14 protein-coding genes and 1 tRNA gene are annotated in these 20,571 nt (G+C 59.7%); 5 read left to right on the top strand and 10 right to left on the bottom strand.

From position 1 onward, the window contains the following. The first annotated feature begins 23 nt into the window (after nt 1-23). The 3 genes from queF to ACH6CX_RS03685 all read left to right on the top strand — a co-directional run bounded on the left by queF (nt 24) and on the right by ACH6CX_RS03685 (nt 3,055). Nucleotides 24-860 (top strand): NADPH-dependent 7-cyano-7-deazaguanine reductase QueF, encoded by an 837-nt coding sequence (gene queF, locus ACH6CX_RS03695; protein ID WP_237061823.1) that lies wholly within the window; start codon nt 24-26, stop codon nt 858-860. Nucleotides 861-1,036: 176 nt separating this feature from the next. Next, nucleotides 1,037-1,558, top strand: coding sequence for an HdeD family acid-resistance protein (locus ACH6CX_RS03690; protein ID WP_233005652.1), 522 nt, complete (start codon nt 1,037-1,039; stop codon nt 1,556-1,558). 54 nt (nt 1,559-1,612) lie between these two features. Beyond that, the gene (locus ACH6CX_RS03685) at nt 1,613-3,055 is read left to right on the top strand and encodes a carboxylesterase (protein ID WP_233005651.1); all 1,443 of its coding nucleotides are present in this window, start codon (nt 1,613-1,615) and stop codon (nt 3,053-3,055) included. A 56-nt stretch (nt 3,056-3,111) separates the two neighbouring features. Here ACH6CX_RS03685 and ACH6CX_RS03680 read toward each other — a convergent pair whose 3' ends face one another. Beyond that, nucleotides 3,112-4,518, bottom strand: coding sequence for an adenylate/guanylate cyclase domain-containing protein (locus ACH6CX_RS03680; RefSeq protein ID WP_233005650.1), 1,407 nt, complete (start codon nt 4,516-4,518; stop codon nt 3,112-3,114). Nucleotides 4,519-4,780: 262 nt separating this feature from the next. On the opposite strand from ACH6CX_RS03680, the gene ACH6CX_RS03675 reads away from it, so the two are divergent. Beyond that, nucleotides 4,781-5,344 carry a nitroreductase gene (locus tag ACH6CX_RS03675; protein WP_233005649.1) on the top strand — a complete coding sequence of 188 codons (564 nt, stop codon included), beginning with the start codon at nt 4,781-4,783 and terminating at the stop codon, nt 5,342-5,344. 213 nt (nt 5,345-5,557) lie between these two features. Further along, nucleotides 5,558-5,645 (top strand) — tRNA-Ser (locus ACH6CX_RS03670). A gap of 126 nt (nt 5,646-5,771) precedes the next feature. Here ACH6CX_RS03670 and ACH6CX_RS03665 read toward each other — a convergent pair. The 9 genes from ACH6CX_RS03665 to ACH6CX_RS03625 form a co-directional block, all read right to left on the bottom strand. Beyond that, nucleotides 5,772-6,656 (bottom strand): hypothetical protein, encoded by an 885-nt coding sequence (locus tag ACH6CX_RS03665; protein WP_396674834.1) that lies wholly within the window; start codon nt 6,654-6,656, stop codon nt 5,772-5,774. Nucleotides 6,657-6,658: 2 nt separating this feature from the next. Then, nucleotides 6,659-8,491 (bottom strand): caspase domain-containing protein, encoded by a 1,833-nt coding sequence (locus ACH6CX_RS03660; RefSeq protein ID WP_396674832.1) that lies wholly within the window; start codon nt 8,489-8,491, stop codon nt 6,659-6,661. Nucleotides 8,492-8,625: 134 nt separating this feature from the next. After that, nucleotides 8,626-9,663 (bottom strand): restriction endonuclease, encoded by a 1,038-nt coding sequence (locus ACH6CX_RS03655; RefSeq protein ID WP_396674830.1) that lies wholly within the window; start codon nt 9,661-9,663, stop codon nt 8,626-8,628. 11 nt (nt 9,664-9,674) lie between these two features. After that, nucleotides 9,675-12,812: a type I restriction endonuclease subunit R gene (locus tag ACH6CX_RS03650; RefSeq protein WP_396674828.1), complete on the bottom strand. Its 3,138-nt coding sequence runs from the start codon at nt 12,810-12,812 to the stop codon at nt 9,675-9,677. 12 nt (nt 12,813-12,824) lie between these two features. Then, nucleotides 12,825-13,379, bottom strand: coding sequence for a hypothetical protein (locus ACH6CX_RS03645; protein WP_396674826.1), 555 nt, complete (start codon nt 13,377-13,379; stop codon nt 12,825-12,827). Nucleotides 13,380-13,390: 11 nt separating this feature from the next. Further along, nucleotides 13,391-14,755: a restriction endonuclease subunit S gene (locus ACH6CX_RS03640; protein ID WP_396674824.1), complete on the bottom strand. Its 1,365-nt coding sequence runs from the start codon at nt 14,753-14,755 to the stop codon at nt 13,391-13,393. Next, the gene (locus tag ACH6CX_RS03635; RefSeq protein ID WP_396674822.1) at nt 14,755-16,737 is read right to left on the bottom strand and encodes an N-6 DNA methylase; all 1,983 of its coding nucleotides are present in this window, start codon (nt 16,735-16,737) and stop codon (nt 14,755-14,757) included. Before ACH6CX_RS03635 ends, ACH6CX_RS03640 begins: the two co-directional genes overlap by 1 nt. A gap of 1,557 nt (nt 16,738-18,294) precedes the next feature. Next, complete coding sequence (locus tag ACH6CX_RS03630) at nt 18,295-19,803, bottom strand: YfjI family protein (RefSeq protein WP_396674820.1); 1,509 nt, start codon at nt 19,801-19,803, stop codon at nt 18,295-18,297. Next, nucleotides 19,803-20,186 (bottom strand): hypothetical protein, encoded by a 384-nt coding sequence (locus ACH6CX_RS03625; protein WP_396674818.1) that lies wholly within the window; start codon nt 20,184-20,186, stop codon nt 19,803-19,805. The genes ACH6CX_RS03630 and ACH6CX_RS03625 overlap by 1 nt, the downstream gene beginning before the upstream one ends. Nucleotides 20,187-20,571: the final 385 nt, after the last annotated feature.

Below are 20,571 nucleotides of genomic sequence, written 5' to 3'. Positions count from 1 at the left end.
ACTACCCTGGGCTCTGAGAATCAATGGATAGAGAAGACTGGCAGAACCTGCCGCTGGGGCAGGAGACCGAGTACGAATCGCAGTACAACCCCGAGCTGCTGCACCCGATTCCCCGCCATGTGTCCCGGGCCCACCTGGGTATCACCGAGGGGGACCTGCCGTTCGTGGGATACGACGAATGGTGGGGTTTTGAGCTGTCATGGCTGAACCGCAGGGGCGTGCCACAGGTGGCGGTGGGCAGGTTTCATTTCCCGGCCAACAGCCCGCAGATGGTGGAGTCCAAGTCTTTCAAGCTGTATTTGAACTCCCTCAACCAGACCGAGTTCGGTTCCCGGGAAGAGGTGCGGGACACCCTGGCCGCGGACCTGTCCCGCGCTGCCGGGGAGCAGGTAGGCGTGACCCTGTACGATGTGGCGAGCGAGGAGCTTGCCGTACACCGGCCGAAGGGCTACTGCGTGGACCAGCTGGACATCGAAACCCACCGCTACCAGCCGGATGCCGCGCTGTTGCGCCTGGACGGGGATGCCGAGGGCCGGATCGTCGAGGAGACCCTCTACAGTCACCTGCTGCGCAGCAACTGCCCGGTGACCGGCCAGCCGGACTGGGCCACGGTCTTTGTCCACTACCATGGGCCTGCACTCGACCGGGAAGGGCTGCTGGCTTACGTGGTTTCCTTCCGGGAGCACCAGGATTTCCACGAGCACTGCGTGGAGCGCATCTTCTGCGACCTGGAGGGGCTGGCTGAATTCAAGGAACTCACGGTCTGCGCCCGCTATACCCGTCGCGGCGGGCTGGACATCAACCCCCTGCGCGCCAAGAGGGCGGGTGCGGAGCTGCCGGGACGCCTTGCCCGCCAGTGAGCCCTGGGCCGGGTCGCTGGACCCGGCCTCACCCCCCCTGCCGCCTGCTTCCCTGCCATCCTCGGCTCGAATTTCCGCACAATACGCCGGCAGTGACAAAAGAATGTGCGCAGTATCCCGCTGAGGGTCTTTACTACTGGTACATCCATTGAGCCTGTTGGCTCCGGGAGGTAACCATGAGCGACACTGCGAACCCCGGGAAATCAATGACGCTGCTCGGCGTGATTACGGTCATCCTGGGAATCCTTGCAATTCTGGCCCCCAGTTTTACCGGGTTTTCCATCGCACTGCTGATCGGGGGGCTGGTTTTGGTCGGCGGGCTGTTCCGCATGTTCTGGGCGTTTCGCGCCGGTAGTGTAGGCAAGGGACTGCTCGGTTTCGCACTCGGCGTGCTGACTGTCCTGGCCGGCATTATCCTGCTCGCCAATCCCATTATTCTCTCGGGCGCACTGACCATCATGCTGGCGCTGTATTTCCTGGCCGACGGTGTGGCGGAACTGGCGGCGGGGTTCAGTGCCGCGGGAGCCGGAAGCCGGGGATGGCTGATTTTCGGCGGGGCAGTATCCATATTGCTGGGCATCATGCTCTGGGCCCAGTTCCCGTTTTCCGGTGTCTGGGCGCTGGGGATCCTGTTCGGGATCAAGCTGTTTTTCGTCGGGATGATCATGATTGCGGGCGGCAGGGCAGTGCGTGCCTAGCAGTTGCGCGCGTATCCATGCTGACGGCAGCTGGCCCCCACCCGGTATGATGTCATGCTACTGGGCAGGGCTCTGAGGTTTCTCGTTTGCGCTGCCAGTGGCGTCCTGCTGGCGGCTGTGGTGGGGCTGGTGCTCTATATCCAGCGTCTGCCCGACCTGCAGGTCTGGCATACCGCTGAACTGGATGCCGAATTCACCCGGGCATCCCCGGTAGCCACTTTCGAGGAATACCTGGTACTGGAGAAGCGCCTGTTTGCGCAGCTCGAGCGGGAGGTATATGCGAAAACCCGGCCCGCTTCCCCCAACACGATCAATCGCTACCGCCGCGGCAGTATGGCGGACCCTGGCCGTTGGCCGAAAAACTGGAATCACAGTTACCTCCTGGAAGCCGAGGACCCCAGGGCGTCGGTACTCCTCCTGCATGGCCTGACGGATGCCCCCTACAGCCTGCGACACCTGGGCCGGCGCCTGCACGCTGCGGGGGCGAATGTGCTGGGGCTCCGTATCCCGGGGCACGGTACGGCACCGTCGGGCCTGGTTTCGGTGCACTGGCGGGATATGGCCGCCGCGGTGCAACTGGCCATGCACCACCTGGCCGATGCCGGCGGCGGGCACCCGATCCATATCGTCGGCTACTCCAACGGTGCGGCCCTCGCCGTGCACTACGCACTCGCCGCCCTGGACGATAGCGGGTTGCCGCCGGTGGCAAGCCTGGTGTTGATTTCGCCGGAGATCGGCGTATCGCGGATGGCGGCGCTGGCAATCTGGCAGGCACGCCTGGGATGGCTGCTGGGCATCGACAAGCTCCAGTGGGACAGCGTGCACCAGCTGGAGTACGAGCCATTCAAGTACGGGTCTTTTGCGGTCAATGGGGGCACGGTCACCCATGAGATCACCGTCGAAATTCAGCACCGGCTGCGCGAACTTGCCTCCGGGGACGGCTTGCAGGCAATGCCTCCTGTCCTGTCTTTCTCGTCGGTCGTGGATGCCACAGTGGAGGCTACTGCGGTTGTCAGCAACCTGTTCAACCTGCTGCCTGCCGGTGGGCATGAACTGGTGCTGTTTGACCTTAACCGGCAGGCGGATATCGAACACCTCCTTACCTGGGATCCCCAGCCCATGATCGCCGCCGTGCGGGATGTGCCGCGCCGGCGCTATACGCTGACCCTGGTCACCAACGCCGGCCCCGAAACCCGGGAGGCGGTGGCCCGGCAATGGCCACCGGGTGCGAACCGCGACCGCCGGTGGCCCCTCGGGCTCAGCTGGCCAGCGGGGGTATATTCACTGTCCCACGTGGCGCTGCCGTTCCCGCCGTCCGATTTTATCTATGGCGGCAGCCCGGCCGGCCCGGGGCCGGGTATCCAGTTGGGCAACCTGGCTCTGCGGGGGGAGCGCGGTGCCCTGGCGATTGGCGCTTCGACGCAATTGCGCCTGCGCTGGAATCCCTTTTACAGTTGGCTGGAGGACCGGGCAGTGCAGTTTATGCAACTGGATTGATGCTGCCGGGGGTGTGATGGGGGGGAGGAGCTCTCGGCGGCGGGCGGCCGCCACGACTAGATAATGACCTTGTTCTTCAGGGTGTTGGTGGCTTTCTCCAGCGCCTGCAACACTTTGTCCTTGTCGTAATTGCGGATCTTGTCCAGGTCCATATGGATGGAGAAGCCGGGGGCGTGGTCCTCCAGGTAACTCTGCTGCCCGCCCAGGTTCTTGCGCAGGTCGGTGACCTGGTAAACCTTCACCGGGGTACTGAAGCCCTTCACCGTTACATGGCCCTTGTCGCGGCACATTACCGATTGCTTGATCAGCGCCCAGGTCTCGTGGCTGATCAGGATCTCACCCGGCTGGGCGGCACCCTCGAGGCGCGCCGCCAGGTTTACATGGGTGCCCATCACTGTATAGGACTGGTGGTTGGCAGTGCCGAAAATACCCACGGTGCAGTAGCCGGTGTTGATACCCATGCGTACCTGCAGCGGACGGGCGATGCCCTTGTTGTACCACTCCTGCTTCATTTCCCGCACGCGCTTGCGCATCGCCAGTGCCATGGCCACGCAACGCAGGGCGTCGGACTTGGGTCCCTTGCTCTCGTCATCACCGAACACCACCATCACCGCGTCACCGATAAATTTGTCGATGGTGCCGCCGTACTGCCCGGCGATCCGCGCCATTTCCGACAGGTAGCTGTTGAGTAGCTGGGTGAGGGTATCGGCCTCCAGCTCCTCGGTGAGCTGGCTGAAGTCCTTGATATCGGAAAAGAATACGGTAAGCAGCTTGCGCTCGGTTACCAGCTCTTCCTCTTTGCCGGTGGTAACAGCGCGCCACAGACGCTGGGGGAGGTACTTGGACAGCTTGTAGGTGCGCATCTTGGCCAGGTGCTGGTCGGCGGTCAGCGAGCGATTGGCGCGCTTCAGGTGGTCAATCTGGGAATGGGTATAAAACGCATAGGCACAGAAATAGGTAAAGACGCCGATCAGGCTGGCAACACTGATACTCAGGTCAGCGTTGATCACCAGTGCCGGGCGGTGCAGCATGTAGCCCACCGCGACACCCAGCAACAGGCCGGTATTGTGCTCGAACCAGCGTCGCCCGCCGCCCTGGGTCAGGGCATTGAACTGCACCATGGTAACGAACAGCATGGTGGGGAGCAGGCTGAAGTCGGCAAGGGCAATGGCAACGCCGATCAGGGTGGTGTCACAGAAGGACAGGCAGCGGCCGACAAAATCCGCATTTTCCGGACCCGTCCGCCGGTTGATCTGGAAGGCGACGCCGGTATAGAGCAGCAATATCACTGCCACGCCCGTGACCAGCATCTTGTCCGGTGTCCACGGCGACGACCACTCGACAGCATTAAACAGGGTGCCGGCGGCGGCAAAGCAGATCAGGGTGCGGAAATAGACCGGATACAGGGACTCCAGGTCACGCCTGGCCCCGGCGGTGGTCTCTGACTGGTCCAGCATCGACATTATGGTTTTCTATATGCCCTTGAACGAAAAGTAGCCAGCATTGTGGCTGGCGTTGTTCTTATTATCCGGCTTGTTATGACGCTTATCCTGTCCCCCAAGGACAGGAGTGCAGTGTACTCCGGAACAGTGAATAATGTGAAATCTTGTTGCCGCATTCGGTGTGACAGGTATGTCAGTTTAGAATAATGAGTGCGTCAGGTGAATCCGTTAGAATAGCCGCCAGTACAACAAGTCCCAGATTTTCTTGAAGCAGGAGACAACCATGGATGCGCTCTACGCCCTCCACAACCGGGTATCCGTAGGCAAGCTGAGCGAACCCGCACCCCCGGTGGAGCAGCGCGAGCGGATATTCCGGGCCGCACTGCGCGCCGCCGACCACGGCTGCCTGCGTCCCTGGCGATTCCTCCAGGTAGAGGGACCGGCGCGCGAAAAACTGGGCCAGGTTTACCTGGAGGCGATGGAGCGGGCCGAAGGCCCGCTGTCCGAGGCGAAACGAGAGAAGACCCTCGCCATGCCCCTGCGGGCGCCGCTGGTGCTGGTGGCCATCACCACCCTGCAGGATCATCCCAAGGTGCCCCATATCGAGCAGCGCCAGTCCACCGCCGGCGCCGTGCAGGCGATGCTCACCGCTGCCTTTGCCGAGGGCGTCGGTGCCTACTGGCGCACCGGCCCGCTGGCCAGCGACCCACTGGTCGCCCGGGGCCTGGGGTTGGCCGACAATGAGCGTATCGAGGGCTTCATCTATCTGGGCACCCCGGCCAAGGCACCCCGCGAGGCTCCCGAGCTGGCAGTAGAGGACTATTTCGGTCATTGGCATGGCAACTGAGTGCATGATCGGGGCCCAGAGAGCTGAATTTTCACTCTTTTTGCCCCCAAGGCTTGCGTCCCGGCCTGCGTTTATGTAAAGTGCGCGCTCGCTGGACGGGAGCTATGTTCCTGATTAGCAAGACAATTTTCCAAGCAAATGCCCCAGGGCAAGGAAAGTTGATGCAGGCGTGCAGAGGCAGCAACCAGCGCCCAAAACGCAACAAGCAGTTTCGGTGAGGTGTCCGAGTGGCTGAAGGAGCACGCCTGGAAAGTGTGTATACCGAAAGGTATCGAGGGTTCGAATCCCTCCCTCACCGCCATATTTAAGCGTAAGGCCCTGATTTTTCAGGGCTTTTTCGTTTCTGGATGTGCTTTTCTACACCATCTTCTACGCATTGGGCCCGTGCCGTAATGCGATACGAGGACCGTGGGACTTTGCTTGCAGCTCAATCCACCAGAGCGTTGTAGATCTGACTAGCGACCTCCTCGTCGTCCAGGTAGCCGGCAATCCCGTGTCGGTTCTTCGTGTGATTCCGAACGTCTGTCTTGTTCTCAATTGGAGGTGCGACCGGGAACGAGTCTGCGGTGAGTGGGTAAAGAGCCACGACATCACGTTCGTCCATGGCGTTAAACCAGCGGTCGACGCACGCAGGAAATCCGATCGGGCTTAGTTTGCGTTTGATAACCTGGAGGGCCAGCGGCGATCCCAGTGTGACGTGCAGAGGGACGTTCCAGCCCAGCGACTGCCCCTCGCGCCGCAGTAGGCTGTAGGCGACGACGGTACCGAGGGAGTGGCTTACCACCACTGTCTCCACGCTCGAGTCGATCGCGCTCCGGACGCCGCTATCGATCACGCTTTGGAGGCCCGGATTGGCTAGGTACTCGTATACATCGTTGGTGAAGAGCGCCACCGTTGCGCCGCTAGCGCCCGGTACGTACTGGTCTATCGCCTTGAGTATCGTCTGTACCCTCTCCCAGTTAAGAAATCCCCTTTCGATGACGTCGTGGCCACCAACCTCGCGCAGTTGGCTGTCCGTGATGTCAAATCGCTGCCGGATCTCTTCGAACACCGCGCCGAGAAACTCTGTTTTCTCTTGATCGGCGTCTTCGCCCTTGACGATCACCCTGGCTACGTCTTCTGCGGATTGCCCGGTTACGAGATCGTGCAACGTCTGCCCGTAGTAGGGGAACCGGATGTTTGATTCCGGGATCGGCAGGTCAAGACCGTTTTTCTTTAGGCCTCTGCGGAAGGCGTCAACCCACTCGGATTTTAAGTCCGTCGGGTTCTTGAACTGCTGCGCACGGCCGTGGACGAATACTAATTCTTTCACTGTTACACCTCCTTGTTCTGCATTGCCGTCCGGATACGGGCGACCCCATCCGCGTCGTACAAAGTCCATAGCGAGTTGGAATTGACGTGTGCGCGCAAGTGTTCGAGCGAGGGTGGCAGATTGATTCCGTGGGCGGGGAGCAGGGACCAACCCTGTGACAGGAGCGGAGCGAAGGGCAATACTTGGTCTGTATTGCCTTGGGCCGGGTCGTCGAGCATCTGGGAGAGCATCGCCACGTCGAATAAGCAGATTCCAAGGTCCCCTTGTTGGTAACTGGCCATCTCTTGGATACGGCTGCGATTGCCTTGATCTCGATATGCATACGCGGCGTACACAGACAGGGAAGGGTCCAATGACTTTTCGACCTGCATCGCCCGCGCGATCCTTTCGGCCTCCTCGTCATTGTTAATTCGGAAGGACCCCATTGCCGAGGATGCCGCGACAACTGCGCGCAAATTCTGCAGTATCTGTTGTTGAGTCTCAAAGTTTTTCCAGCGCCACGATGTATCCACTGGGTCGTAGTTCACGCTCACTAGTTCGCCGTTAAGAAAGGTAAGTGCGCCGATAAAATCTTGAATCGCGGGCAGGACAACCCCCGTGCCGTTCTCGAAAATCAGCAAGATATTTTCCGGCGTACCGGACTGCAGTCCGATGTGGACGAGATGTGAGTTTTCGCTCAAGATTTTGGTGCTCGCGTTTACTGCGAAAGTGTCTTTCACCTTAGCCCCGGAAACCTTGAATCCGCATTGCGTTTCGAACTGTCGTGGTCCGAAGGTTCGTGCGCTCGTCTTTACAATTTCCTTGAACATCCGGACCTCAGGGGGATCCAAATCGGAAGCCCTTCCTAGTAAGGGCCGAAGCTTGCTGTGTTTTACCTTGGTCGCGTTCAGAAAAGCACGCGCGGATAGTGATTCCAGCTCTGAAGAATTGGCCGTTGTCCGGGCGGGTGCAGAAGCCGAGCTGCGGCTCGCCTTAAATAAGGGGAGCCTGATGAAGCCCCTATGCCACCTGCCGGGCCGAATGCGCATAGGGGTTGGCGCTCGATCCTCAGAAGCTGCGCCGGATGGCAGCGTGGAAATCCAAGCAGAGGATAACGATGTAATGCGGGCATCGGGTTGCTGGCTCTTCTTAGTCCTGGCAAAGACGCGTTTCGGGACCTCGTCTGTGAGAAAATCCTTGAGAGGTCTGGGGCGGATCACTTTCCTTCCTAGTTGTTGGTCCATTTCGGCGATGCTCACGTGGGCCCCACGCAGGGCTTCGAGCAGGGTGTCCGTGTAGACTGCCTGATATCGTCCAGCTGAGTCGGTGACGTCCTTGATCTCAAGGGATGGGTGCCCAAGTATCGTTGCGAAGAAGAGGTCGACGTGCTTTTCAAGGCCCGTGACGTCAAGGCTCGGGAATATGGTCCCTCCCCTGATCCCTTGCGCTCGGATTCCTTCGGCCGCGGTGCGGCATGCATCAGAGACGAACACAATATGTGGGATACCGCAGTGCCGCGCGAATTCCTCGCTGTAAGTCACATTGACGGCATCATCTGGGTCGGTGGTGGCATCCGATAGGAGCCAGTACTCGTTCCGAGCGTTGTTGATCCCGTGCCCAGAGAAATAGACAATCAATTGCTCGACAGTATTGCTAAAGACTAACTCGCGTACTGCTCGCTTGATTCGTCCGATGTTAGTCGGCTCGTCCTCGTCGGTTATGATCCGGATATCTTCTTTCGAGACCCCTTGGGACTGCATCCACTCTGCCATACGCTCCACGCAGTCCCAAACAGCTTGGAGCTCAGGTAGAGGTGGCACCTTTTTTACCCCGATCAGAACAGCTGCACGCCTCATCTTGTCTTCTCCTCTTTGTCAGCTGAGTCTACAGGCCGTAAACCTAGTACCGCGCCGGCAGCAACCCGCTGCACCGAAGCCGGCACGATCAAATAATCCTGCTCAAGGTCGGTAGCTCAATTCTCTGGCCGTGATCATGCGATATCTTCCGGTACTAATACCCAGATTGGTTTCAAGGGCAGCTCGGCCTGCAGGCTGTCAGGCAGGCTGTCGTAGTGCTCCTGGACGAACCTGACTACATCATCCGAGTCCCACAGGCGCACCTCGAAAAATACCTTGGCCGCCTCCTTGAGGGTGGTGGACTTGAAGCCACCCCAGGATACGATCAGCCCGTTGTCGGCGCCGAAATTCCGCATTACTCCCTGGAGCTCCCGCAGCACGGTGACGTCGAGGGCGGTGTCACTGGACTTTACCTGTACGGCTAGCCGAGGGGCATCGAACCCCATCGGGCCCTTGCCGGCGATGATGTCGATACCCCCGTCCGCACCAGGAGGGGATTCCTTGGTTTTGAATCCCTGAGCTTTCAGGATCTCGGCCACCAGGCGGGAGAAGTCGTGACCGCGGAATTTCTGCCCGATGTAGCTTCGGATCTGGTCCCGGGCTATCTGCTCCAGGTCTGGATTGGAAACTTCCGCTTCCTCCTCTTCATCACCCTCGAGGTCATCGACGGTGTTCGCCGCCGCGACGGGAGGAATCCATGTGGAGGAACCGCCGGAGAGGACTGCGTTGATGCGCTCTTCGGCATTATTCCGCTTAATCTGGCAGACGGTGAGGAAGGCGCCGAAGGAGTAGAGGATGTCCTGGTCAAATCTGGAGCGGGGGAGGTCGGTTTCCAGCCACTCTACCGGACGTTGGTGCTCTCCGTCAGGGCTGCGCCGATAGGATCCTGTCACCCGGCCGATTGCTATTGAGGAGCGGCTCTTCAGCGGTAAAACCACCAGGTCGCCAATATCTATTCGCATGCAGAAGGACCAGATTTGCCCGGCCCAGTTCCTAATCTTACCGGCACCTGCGTCGGGGTAATTGGCTACCAGTAACTCCTTGAGGGTCTCCTTGTCCTGCACCGATGACAGGTCAGGCAACCGGAGCCAGCCAATCACGACACAATTGTTTTCCAGCGCGAAATCTTCGCGTTCCCCGGCGCCCCCGGCGCGAACCAACCAAACAGCCATCTTGCCGCTCCTTAAAGTCCCTGCTTGATTACGGCCAGCAACATCTCTGTCACCTGCCGTGCAATCCTCTCACTGGAGAGGAACTGTGTAGATTGTTCGCTGTGCGCCGTCATGCTCTCGATCACCGCATCCTGCACCGCCTTCGGGTAATCGCCCAGCATCGCTTGCTCCGCGGTGTTGTTGCGGACCTGGTCCATGACGGTCTCGTTTTCCGAGACCTTGTCCTTGAGCGTGTTGAACCAGTTGATTCGGTCTTTATCCGTCAGGTGCTCACTGACGAACAGGTCATTGAGGCGCTCCAGGATTTGCGATAGCAGCTCGGTCTCCTGATCCTTCGGCGTGTGTGAACCTACCGAGGTGATACCCCTGAGCTTGTAGTCACCTTCCTTCTCCCGAAGGCTCAGGCGCTGCTGGCGGGCCTCGTAGAGCTTGTAGTGAGTCATCTGTAGCAGGCTGAGGTCAATCTCGTCGTCGGTCTGTTCGATCCGCAGCAAGGGGTACAAGTGCTTGCAGTAGACGGCCAGCTGCTCCAGTTCTTCATCGTCGAACTCGACGACCTGGCTGCAGAATTCATAGAAGCGCACGAAGGCGTTGAGGTTGCGCTTGAAGGTATCGAGGACATCCTTCATCGCCTTGGCTTCTTTCAGGCGGGCGAGGGCATTGGCCTGGTCGGCCTCGTTGCCATTGGCCTCGGCATCCTTGACTGCCGTCCGCGCCATACGGACGGATTCCATCACGTCCCTGTAGCGGTGCTGGTAGCGGTCCATCGCCGGCTTGCAGTGCCGTGTCAGCGTGTCTTGAGAGGCCTTGGGGTCGAAGAAGGCGTTGGCGAGTGCTTCGACCTCGTGCCACTGAAAAAGGCGCTCTTCCATCAGACTGGTCTGGATCTCGTAGATCAGGTTGGGGTCGGAGACATTCTCCAGCTCGGCGGTCTGGTAATACTTCTTGAACTCGCTCAGCACGTCCTCAGGGTCGTTGACAAAGTCGAGGACGTAGGTGTTTTCCTTGCCGGGGTAGGTGCGGTTCAGGCGTGACAGGGTCTGGATGCAGTCGACGCCGGAGAGCTTCTTGTCCACGTACATGGCTACCAGCTTGGGCTGGTCGAAACCGGTCTGGAACTTGTTGGCCACCAGCATTACCTGATACTCGTCGGTATCGAAGGCCTTGCGCATATCGCGACCCTTGAGGCCGGGGTTCATGTTGCGCTCGGTAAACGGCTCGGGGCCGGATTCCTTGTCGACTACCTCACCGGAGAAGGCCACCATGGCGTTGATATTCGGGCAACCCTTTTCCTGCACGTACTTGTCGAAGGCCAGCTTGTAGCGCACCGCTTCCTTGCGGCTGCCGGTAACCACCATGGCCTTGGCCTCGGCATTCAGTTCGCGAGCGACGGTGCGGTAGAAGTGCTCGACGATCACCTCCACCTTCTGCGCGATGTTGTAGGGGTGCAGGCGCACCCACTTGGCAACCTGGGTGGCGGCGCGCTTGCTCTCGACCTCTGTGTCTTTCTCCGGGTTGGCGTGGGCCAGCTTGTAGGCCTGGTTGTAGGTGATGTAGTTCTGCAGCACGTCGAGGATAAAGCCCTCCTCGATGGCCTGGCGCATACTGTAGATGTGGAAGGCCACCGGCTTGTTGTCATCCGCTGCTGGGCGCGACATGTCCGGCCGGCGCCCGAACAGTTCCAGGGTCTTGGCCTTGGGGGTGGCGGTAAAGGCGTAGTAGCTGATATTGGCAGAGCCCTTGCGCGCGGCCAACGTGGCCGCCAGCACGTCTTCACCGCTGATCTCGTTGGCGTCATCGAGTTGCTCGGCCATCAGCACCTCGCGCAGCTGTCGGGCGGTGGCGCCTGTCTGGGAGCTGTGTGCCTCGTCCGCGATTACGGCGAAGCGCCGGTCTTTGAGCCCGGTGGATTCCTGGATGGCCTTCAGCACGAAGGGGAAGGTCTGGATGGTGACGATTATGATCGGTGTGCCCGCCGCCAGTGCCGCTGCCAGCTGCTCCGATTTGCTGCCGTCCCCTTCCTCGCGGTTGATGCGCGCAACCACCCCCTCGGCGTGCTCGAACTGGTAGATTGTGTCCTGCAGCTGGGAATCGAGTACGGTGCGGTCGGTAATCACGATCACCGAGTCGAATACCTGGTTGCTCTCCGGGTCGTGAAGGGAAGCAAGCTGATGGGCCAGCCAGGCGATGGAGTTGGACTTGCCGGAACCGGCGGAGTGCTGGACCAGGTACTTGTGCCCGGTACCTTCTGCTGCCGTGGCCGCCAGCAGCGAGCGCACGGCATCGAGCTGGTGGTAGCGGGGGAAGATCATGGTTTCTTTCTTGATCTTCTTTCCCTGCCAGTCCTCCTTCCACTCCTCCTGCAGGTGCATGAAGCGGCCGAGGATATTGAGCAGGCTGTCTCGCTGCAGTACCTCCCGCCACAGGTAGCTGGTGGCATAGCCTTCAGCCGGCTGGTCGTTACCGGCGCCGCCGTCGCTGGTACCGCGGTTGAACGGCAGGAAGAAGGTACCCTTGCCGGCGAGCTTGGTGGTCATGGCTACTTCATACTGGCTCACCGCAAAGTGTACCAGTGCGCCGCGCTTGAAGGTCAGCAGCGGTTCGGGCTGTTTGCTGGTCGGGTCCTTGGGTTGGCGGTCGCGCATGTACTGGAGCTTGGCGTTTTCCAGGCTCTGTTTGAAGGCCGACTTCAGTTCCAGCGTGGCCACCGGCAGGCCATTGACGAATAGGGCCAGGTCAATGCGGCCGTCGTAGCCGTGGGGGCTGTAAATCAGCTCCGGCACCACGCGCAAGCGGTTCTGCGCGTAGAGGGCGAGGGTATCCGGATTCTTGTCGTGGTCAGGCTTGAAGGTGCACACCCGTAGCTTGGCGCCGCGGTCGCGGAGTCGGCCACGAAGCGTTTTCAGCGTTCCGTCTTTCTTCAGTGCCCGTTTGGTAGTATTCAGCAAGGCAGTGGCAGGATCATCGGGATAGTTGCGGGCGAACTTGGCCCACTGCTCCGGTTGTGTCTCCTGCACGTAGGCAAGCAGGTCCTCCGGGTATAGGGCGCGCTCGCGATCGTACTTGTCGGACGTACCCAGCAACCAGCCGGCGTCGTTGAGTTCGCGAATTATGTCCTGCTGGAACCGTGTTTCCCTGCTGTCAGCCAATGTCTTCCCCTTTTATTTCTTTCGTTTACCCGAACCAAAGCTGCCGGATACGCGCCTCACCAGTGCATCGGTCGGAGGCTTGCCTCCCCGGCTCCATTTCTCCCGGTCGACAATTGGCGCGCGGCAGTACCGGCACAAGATCTGGGTGTCCCCGATATCTCTCTTGAAGCGCCAGCCGTCGAGATGCTTTGTCTTGCAGCGGTCACAGTGCACTATGCCCTTGACCTTGCCAGTGAAGTGGCCGGCATCGCGCTTTTCCTTGGGGACCTTTCCCTGCTTCGGGCGTTTCGGTTTCGGTGAGGCCTTCTTTTTCGGGTTGCCACTGGTGGCTGGCGCCGAGCGCCGGCGCTCCTCCTCAACCAGCTCCCGTTCACGCTGGGCCTCCAGTTCGTCAAGCTGACTGATTCGGTCCTCTTGAGCTACTTGCCGGTAACCATAATCCTGAAGCCTTGACAGGATGCGAGTAAGGTCGGGGGCAACCCGCAGGTCGACCTCCTTGGACCAGCTCTCAAACTCCTTCAGAGTGCTCAGCCATTGGCGCCAGTTATCTTTGGTTACCTTAGCCATTGTTGTTGACCCTATACCGCCACGCTCTCTGTCTCGGCGGTTGGGCACTTCGATTGCCACTGCCGCACGTCGATCTTGCCGGTAACTGCGGCGGAGATCAGTGCGGAACGCCGCTCTGATAGGAGGTTAGTACTCTCCTCGGCGCGCAGCAGCAGCTGGTCAATTTTTGCCATTTTTAAAGAAATCTTATCAAGCAGTAATTCAAGCTCTTCTAATGGGGGTACGACAATGGGAATGTTGCCCAAATCTTCCATCGATAAGTTCGGTTGGGCAGACTGCACAGCTCCAGTCCAGATAATCCGTTGCGCAAACTCAGTTGAGAGCCATTGAGCTATTAGCCTTGCATAGATACTTTTTCTAGGTCGGATAAAGCTAACAGCCTGATTCGTGTTCGCGGGAAGCAATTCAGCCTGAAGTATTGAAGCCATCCCAGTAGTGGCTCCTGCAATGATTACCAAAACGTCATTCTCTTCCAGGCGGCTCCGTGATAGTTGTCGATCGACTTCTTTAGATATATAGAACTCGGGTGCCGGGCTTACCCGAAGCGACTTTCCTATGTTTTCACCCTTTAAGAATCTGACTCCTTCATTGGTCAAATCTGCTCCTATAGTGCTCGGCGTCGTCCCCTTGGAGATGCTGGTTGCTAGGTTCTTAATACGTGCTACGCCCCAGTGCTCCGGCACCTCACCCAGCCACTCCACGCCGCTGTCTTTCATCCTCGCGTCCGGGTCCAGGCCCTTGGTAACCGCATGGGTAATCACTGCCTGGCGCTTTTCCTTGAGCAGCTCGATCAGGCGCTCCTGCTTGGCGATCAGCTGGTCGATCTTGCCGGTTTCGTGATCGAGAAAGCGGGCGATGGCTTTTTGCTCTGTCTTGGGAGGTACCGGGAGCAGGATTTCTCCGAAAGCCTCATAAGATATAGCTTTGCCGTCCCGGAGGCTGTCCGTGGAGGTTTGCAGTGCGGAAATATATCCGTATGACTTAAACAGGCGCTTGAAGTACGGTGTGTGAATATCCTTGGCTGCTCGTAGCACGGTGTAAGCGGGGCTGACGCAGCCGCTATAAGCGCTATGCTCGATGCCCCCCTGAAAACTCCGCAGGCTGATAACGAAGTCGTTTTCGTCGACATGCCGAAAGCTCTCGGTGCCTTTTAGGGCCTGAACAACGCGGCGGTCAGAATTCGCCATCAGCAGCTTTTGTGGCACGACGCCTTGATCTTGGGTTGCGGACAACTGTTCGTCCTCTGCACGAGAAGCTTCTCGGATACTTTTAAACAGTCTACGCCCTTTTACGAGGTCCCAAGTCGACGGTATTGCCCCCACCCAGGGCACACCACTTTCCGACGAACCAATGTAGCTTCGGTAGCGATCGGTCATCAGGAGTGTACCTCCTGCAGCAGCTCCAGAATCTCCGCCGTCACCTTATCTAGGTCAGCGTCGATGGCCTCAAGCGAGCGCGGCGGCACGTATTGGTAGAAGTGTCGGTTAAACGGAATTTCATAGCCGACGACACCCACCTGACCATCCTGCGGGTCGGTCTTGCCGGTGTCGATCCAGGCATCGGGTACGTGCGGCAGCACCTCCCGGGCGAAATAGTCTTCCGGGCTCTCGGTCAGCGGCACATTCTCGTTGTCGCGCAGGTCCGGGTTGGGTTCCGGCTGGCCCTTGGTGGTGCAAACCTCGGCGTCTTCGTCCTGCTCACCCAGGTGCTTGCACAGTACCTTGAAGAGCTGAGCGGTCAGTTTGACACTCTTCTCCTTGAGCTTCCCGGTGAGTTCTTTCTTGAAGGTGTCACGGGACAGATATTTTTCTTCGGCCATTTCTTTCAGGGCTTCGAGTACATGGTGCTGGTCGTACCGCTCGAGCTTTTCCCAACCCTTGTCCGCCTGCAGCGTCGCCAGCCGCTCCTCGTCGTGCGGGTACAGTGCCAGTTTCAGTGGTCGCTCGACCGTGATGCGGCGGTAGCCGAACTCCCGGTAGTCGAAAATCTTGCTGTCCGGGCCGGCCTCGAACTGGCCGTAGGCCCGCACCACCGCCTCGATGGCCTCCTCGGTCAGGTAGTTGCGCTTGGAGCCCAGGGACTTGCGCATCTTGGCGAAGTAGCCGTCACCGGTGGCATTCACGAGCTGCACCTTGCCCTTGCGCTCGGCCGGCTTGTGGTTGGACAGCACCCATATATAGGTGGCGATGCCGGTGTTGTAGAACATGTCGGTGGGCAGGGCGATGATGGCCTCCAGCAGGTCGTGCTCGAGGATATAGCGGCGGATCTCGCTCTCGCCGCTGCCGGCGCCACCGGTAAACAGGGGGGAGCCGTTCAGGATGATGCCGATGCGGCTGCCACCCTCGTCCCTGGGGCGCATCTTGGAGATCAGGTGCAGTAGAAACAGCAGGGAGCCATCGGACACCCGCGGCAGGCCGGGGCCGAAGCGGCCGTCGTAACCCTTGACCTTGTGCTCATCCAGGATGGCCTTCTGCACCTTCTTCCACTCCACCCCGAAAGGCGGATTCGAGAGCATGTAGTCGAAGCGCTCCAGTGGCAGCTGGTCGTCGGACAGGGTGTTGCCCAGCTTGATGTTGGATACGTCCTGGCCCTTGATCAGCATGTCGCCCTTACAGATGGCGTAGGACTCGGGGTTCAGCTCCTGGCCGAATGTGGCCAGCCGCGCGCCCTCGTTGACTTCGTGCAGGTATTCCATGCCGGAGGACAGGAAGCCGCCGGTACCCGCAGTGGGGTCGTAGATGGAGCGCACCACGCCGGACTTGGCCAGGGCCTCGTCGTCACCAGCGAACACCAGCGAGGTGGTCAGGCGTACGATGTCGCGCGGGGTGAAGTGCTCACCGGCGGTCTCATTGGAGGATTCGGCGAAGCGACGGATCAGGTCCTCGAAGATCAGGCCCATCTCATGGTTGCTGATGTGCTCCGGGGACAGGTCGATGGTGGCGAATTTCTCGGACACCAGGTACAGCAGGTTAGCGTCGTTCAGCTTTTCCAGGAATTCGCTGAAGGAGAAGTAATCGAAGATCTCCCGTGCGGCGGGGCTGAAGGACTGCACGTAGCTCTCGAGGTTGTCGAGGATCTGGGTGGTACCCAGCGCGCCCAGGTCCATGGCCGAGGTGTTATAGAACGGCTGCCGGGCGGCGTGCAGCAGCAGCTTCTCCTGTGCCTCCTCGGGCATGGCCTTGACCTTCTCGAACTGCTCCAGCACCTCAGCCTTGGTGGGGGCCAGCACCCACTCCAGGCGGCGGAGCAGGGTGAAGGGAAGGATCACCCGGCCATACTGGGATTGCTTGAAGTCGCCGCGCAGCAGGTCGGCGACGGACCAGAGGAAGGCCCCCATCTGAGTGAAGCTTTTATCCATAAGTTGATCGTTATTTAACCTAAGTGGGGTGGGGTCGAGCGCCAACACCATTTTGTATGTTATTTGTACAGCCCGGCCGGGATGCTAGAGCCAGAATACACCTGATTCTACAGCCGGGGGATTCCGTGCCGCAATTCGCAGCCCCCGTGGGAATGGTGCTGCCCTTAACCTCCCTTAGGGGGCCGGGGCATGGTCACTGGGAGTTTCCTTTACGCAAGCCTCCAGATCATGATTTGAATCGAATCTAGGTGCGCAAAATCCGCACAATTCGCAGAAATGGGCTCGGGGTACTGTTACTGCGAATTTTGCGGATTTTGCTCAAGGAGATTGGAAGTATCTTGGTTGGATGAAGCTCTGCTGGCCCATGGCTGGGATCAAACGAGCTGCAGGAGATCGGTAGCCCTTTGCATAACAGACACAACCGCGGCGTCATGGAGTCGTTTCAAGCGGGTGTATGTCCGCCAGTGCATGCCTTTCGGCTTACCCATTTCGCTGCAACAGAGAATGCCGGCGGGCCATCCTAGGCGTCTTCGGATCGCTTCTGCTCTTCGTGCCAAGCGCTCGTGGTCCTGTTCCCTCTGGCTATCATAGGCCAGGTTATGGCAGCTGCGGCAGGCGAACACGCCTTGCCGGAGAAAGAGTAAAGCAGCTCGAGCACCGCAGTGATTGGCTGGACACCGGAACCAGGGACGGCTGCCACCGTAGTTGCACCTGGTCCAGGCGATGGGAATGTCGCAGCGCATGCTCTGCCAGTCGTATCCCGGGTGGCGTGCGCGGTAACCTAAACGGACGTAGTCTTCATCGATGCGAACTTGAATGGATGCCAGGACCGTACCATCAGACAGCCAGCGCCAGTCGAATGCGTTGCCCCGATCGAGCAAGCCGTCCCGTGACCAGCGGCGGATATCGATGAAGAGGTAGTCATCAGTGGTATGTTTGGTACTGTCCCGCGCGGCGGGGCCGCTGCCAATTCCACCCATCGGACTCTCCTTTTTGACGAAATCAATAGGGAAGTTGGAAGTTTTAGCCAGTAGTATTATTGCTCGAACGGATCTTCCATTCCCTACCCAGGTGAAGGAGGTGAATCCCCTTACCGATCCTGGGTCGGGTTATGTGGCCGGGGAATCGGTTTTCCTTCCAGGCGGTTTCTGCACCAGGGGCAGGCGCTGACCCGGCCCGGGCGCCAGGACCAGATAGGCCCGCATTGTTCACACTCACCGACAGCAATGTAGTGGTCAGGGGGCCGCCCCCTTTCCATTACGAGCTGCTGGTTCAATGACCTGGCGAAGGCCTCCAGTGTTTGCTGGTTGATTTGCCCCGCTTGCCAGTCCTCCAGGTCTTCGCTGGCGAGGTTGGCTAGGACCACTTCTGGGGAGACCTCTAGCCACTGGCAAGGGGAATCAAGGCTTGCGACAAGCTGGTTGCGCAGTGTTTTGTCCTGCTCCTCCGCAGTATCCGCACTATTCGCAGAAATAACCTCGGGGGGGGATTTTTGCGGATTCTGCGAATTTTGCGGAGGTGCTATCGTCTGATTCCCTCTCAGGATATCCCGCCAGCTCATCTGGCGGCACCGAAAAGCCCTGGGCGCACAGTGATGAGGGGGGAGGGCGGCCGGCCACGGCCTTCACGCACTAACGGGGTGACCTTCACATACCCACGCTCCTCCAAGGTGGCTATTGCCTTGCGGAGCATCTCGACACGGGGAAAGGTACCTTTCAACGCGTTAAAGGCTTCCCGGATGCGGAAGTTGTCAAGTTGCCGCCGCTCTATCCACCTCAGGACTGTCTGGGCAGCAGCGACAGAATCATCGGCTCCCATCATATCCATGGCCGCAAGGCTGTGACGCGAAATGACGCTGGTTATTTCGCACGCGGCACCCACCGTCTCGGCCGTTATCTCTTCCTCCCATGGAACTCCATGCGCATGGATGATGCCGTGTAGCACGCCACTGATACGGGCGGCTGCGCCGGGGGCTTTGGAAGCCCAGTCAGTGATGGACTCGAACTCGCCGCCGGGCTTCATCTGGCGTTCAACTTCCATGGCAAACTCGTGCCATAACTCAAGAGCGTCGCGGCTTAGCCGGACTGTCTTGAGGGTAGCTTCCCCCGATATGGCTGCCGCCTGGCTTTGGTTAAGCATTGCTGCCAGCCCGGCACGGTAGTTATTACTAACTGCCGCGGGTACCGGCCGGTTTTCAAGTGACCGATAGCCCAGTGGCGAAGGAGGCAGCAGGTACAGAAAACGGCCTAACAAACCGCGGCCACGGAAGCCTCGTATGGATGCCAGTCCCCGCAACACATCAGGTTGGGGGCTCAGGCCAATACTGAGTCGGGGCTTACGCAGGTATACCGGCGGGCGGCTTCCCCGGTCAACACGCTCGGCGTCGCCGCTATGTGACTTGAGGATCAGGTCCAGGTTGGGGATACCACCGGAGTATCTACCTTGAAGTAGGTCAAAGACGCCGCCCTCTGACGACAGCCAAGCCATGCACTCATCTTGGTCAGCGAGCAGGTTGCCGAGGCGTTCCGGAGTCGCATCGGAGGTCCAGATCTGCGGCGCCACAGGGACGTGCGGGAGTTTGGCCTCGAGATCAGCCGCCTCCTTGGCCAGTTGTTTTGCGGCTTCCAGGTCTTCTTCGTTCGCGGCCTTCCTGCGGAGGCGGTTGGCCCGCGCCTCCATAGTCTTCCTGTCGCTGGTAGCAGCGTCAATCTCCGGCTGAAGCCGTTTGGCTTGCTCCCTTTCCCATTCCACCAGTGGGTGGGTGGCTGCAGACTGAATAGCGCTCTTGCGGTTACCTGGGGGCAGCGCGGCGACGATCCACAGGTTGCAGGGCTCGTGATACCCGGGCTTGACCCGCACGTCAAAGCTGCGTGCTGCAGCCGCCGCGCAGGTAACCAGCACCATCCCCATAGCCAGTTCCGGTGGAGTCTCTGTCGCGGCTGATATCGCAGTGGCGAATTCCCCAGCCCAGGAGGACAGGAGCCCGACGTCCAGCCGAGGCAGATCGGGTCGGTCAAACGGTACCAGGTCAGGCCATTCGTAGTTATCAGGCGTTGCAGGCGTCATTATTGGGCCTCTTCAAGAGCTTGTCCCGCAGCTGAACGGGAGTCGGTGTCGGCGGTGAGCTGCTGCCGTCTGAGGGCTAAATACAGCTGCTGAGCGAGATCTTCACGTACGGCTGCCGGCAGTAGGAGCGTTCCCTCAGGGCGCCACAGGTCATGCTTCCCGGTCGACCAGTCGCCGTAGCAACCACCGGAAGTAAAGGGGAACAGGAAGCGCCACCCGTCCAATCCTTCTGCCTGATCCCTGGCACCGGGGAAGGTATGGAGGATGCCTGGATTTATCAGTGCCGGTGGTTCCAGTCCACACTGGCGGATGGCATGGCAGAACCGCTCTACGGTCGTGAGGTGGGTGACGCCGGTGCCATCGGCGGGGGTAATCACACTCATGGCTCCACCCCTTCATTGACGAGTTGCATGATGTCCTCCGAGCGCCAGGCAGTGATGTTGCCGTGCAGGCGAACCGGCTGGGGGAACCGGCCAGACTTGACTCCGTTCCACCAGGTCGATGCGCAGACGGGGATTAGCGGTGGTATCCGTGGCCGCGGGCGTCGCGGACCTTTGCCTCGCTTTCGGTTGGCCGCTGCTTCGGCTTCCGTGACTTCATCCTGGCCGATAATCTGCGGCAGGCGCAGTAGAGGGTTGCTGGTGGGGGTGTAGCTCGTGGGCATCTTGTACTCTCCGTGTTGTGCGTTACACGAGGAAAGATGCCGTTGCTTCGCGTCGGAGTGAGAGACCTGATTCGGGACAGGTTTGTGCCCAATATCGGCCTCTT

The sequence above is a fragment of the Microbulbifer sp. JSM ZJ756 genome (assembly GCF_044383805.1).
Classification (GTDB): domain Bacteria; phylum Pseudomonadota; class Gammaproteobacteria; order Pseudomonadales; family Cellvibrionaceae; genus Microbulbifer; species Microbulbifer zhoushanensis.
This window is presented reverse-complemented; position numbering and strand designations above follow the sequence as displayed.

What these genes read in the sequence shown, in the direction of transcription:
- ACH6CX_RS03630 (WP_396674820.1), bottom strand. Translation starts at nt 19,803, where the DNA reads ATGACGCCTGCAACGCCTGATAACTACGAATGGCCTGACCTGGTACCG.
- ACH6CX_RS03635 (WP_396674822.1), bottom strand. Translation starts at nt 16,737, where the DNA reads ATGGATAAAAGCTTCACTCAGATGGGGGCCTTCCTCTGGTCCGTCGCC.
- ACH6CX_RS03690 (WP_233005652.1), top strand. Translation starts at nt 1,037, where the DNA reads ATGAGCGACACTGCGAACCCCGGGAAATCAATGACGCTGCTCGGCGTG.
- queF (WP_237061823.1), top strand. Translation starts at nt 24, where the DNA reads ATGGATAGAGAAGACTGGCAGAACCTGCCGCTGGGGCAGGAGACCGAG.
- ACH6CX_RS03640 (WP_396674824.1), bottom strand. Translation starts at nt 14,755, where the DNA reads ATGACCGATCGCTACCGAAGCTACATTGGTTCGTCGGAAAGTGGTGTG.
- ACH6CX_RS03645 (WP_396674826.1), bottom strand. Translation starts at nt 13,379, where the DNA reads ATGGCTAAGGTAACCAAAGATAACTGGCGCCAATGGCTGAGCACTCTG.
- ACH6CX_RS03625 (WP_396674818.1), bottom strand. Translation starts at nt 20,186, where the DNA reads ATGAGTGTGATTACCCCCGCCGATGGCACCGGCGTCACCCACCTCACG.
- ACH6CX_RS03675 (WP_233005649.1), top strand. Translation starts at nt 4,781, where the DNA reads ATGGATGCGCTCTACGCCCTCCACAACCGGGTATCCGTAGGCAAGCTG.
- ACH6CX_RS03680 (WP_233005650.1), bottom strand. Translation starts at nt 4,518, where the DNA reads ATGTCGATGCTGGACCAGTCAGAGACCACCGCCGGGGCCAGGCGTGAC.
- ACH6CX_RS03685 (WP_233005651.1), top strand. Translation starts at nt 1,613, where the DNA reads ATGCTACTGGGCAGGGCTCTGAGGTTTCTCGTTTGCGCTGCCAGTGGC.
- ACH6CX_RS03660 (WP_396674832.1), bottom strand. Translation starts at nt 8,491, where the DNA reads ATGAGGCGTGCAGCTGTTCTGATCGGGGTAAAAAAGGTGCCACCTCTA.
- ACH6CX_RS03655 (WP_396674830.1), bottom strand. Translation starts at nt 9,663, where the DNA reads ATGGCTGTTTGGTTGGTTCGCGCCGGGGGCGCCGGGGAACGCGAAGAT.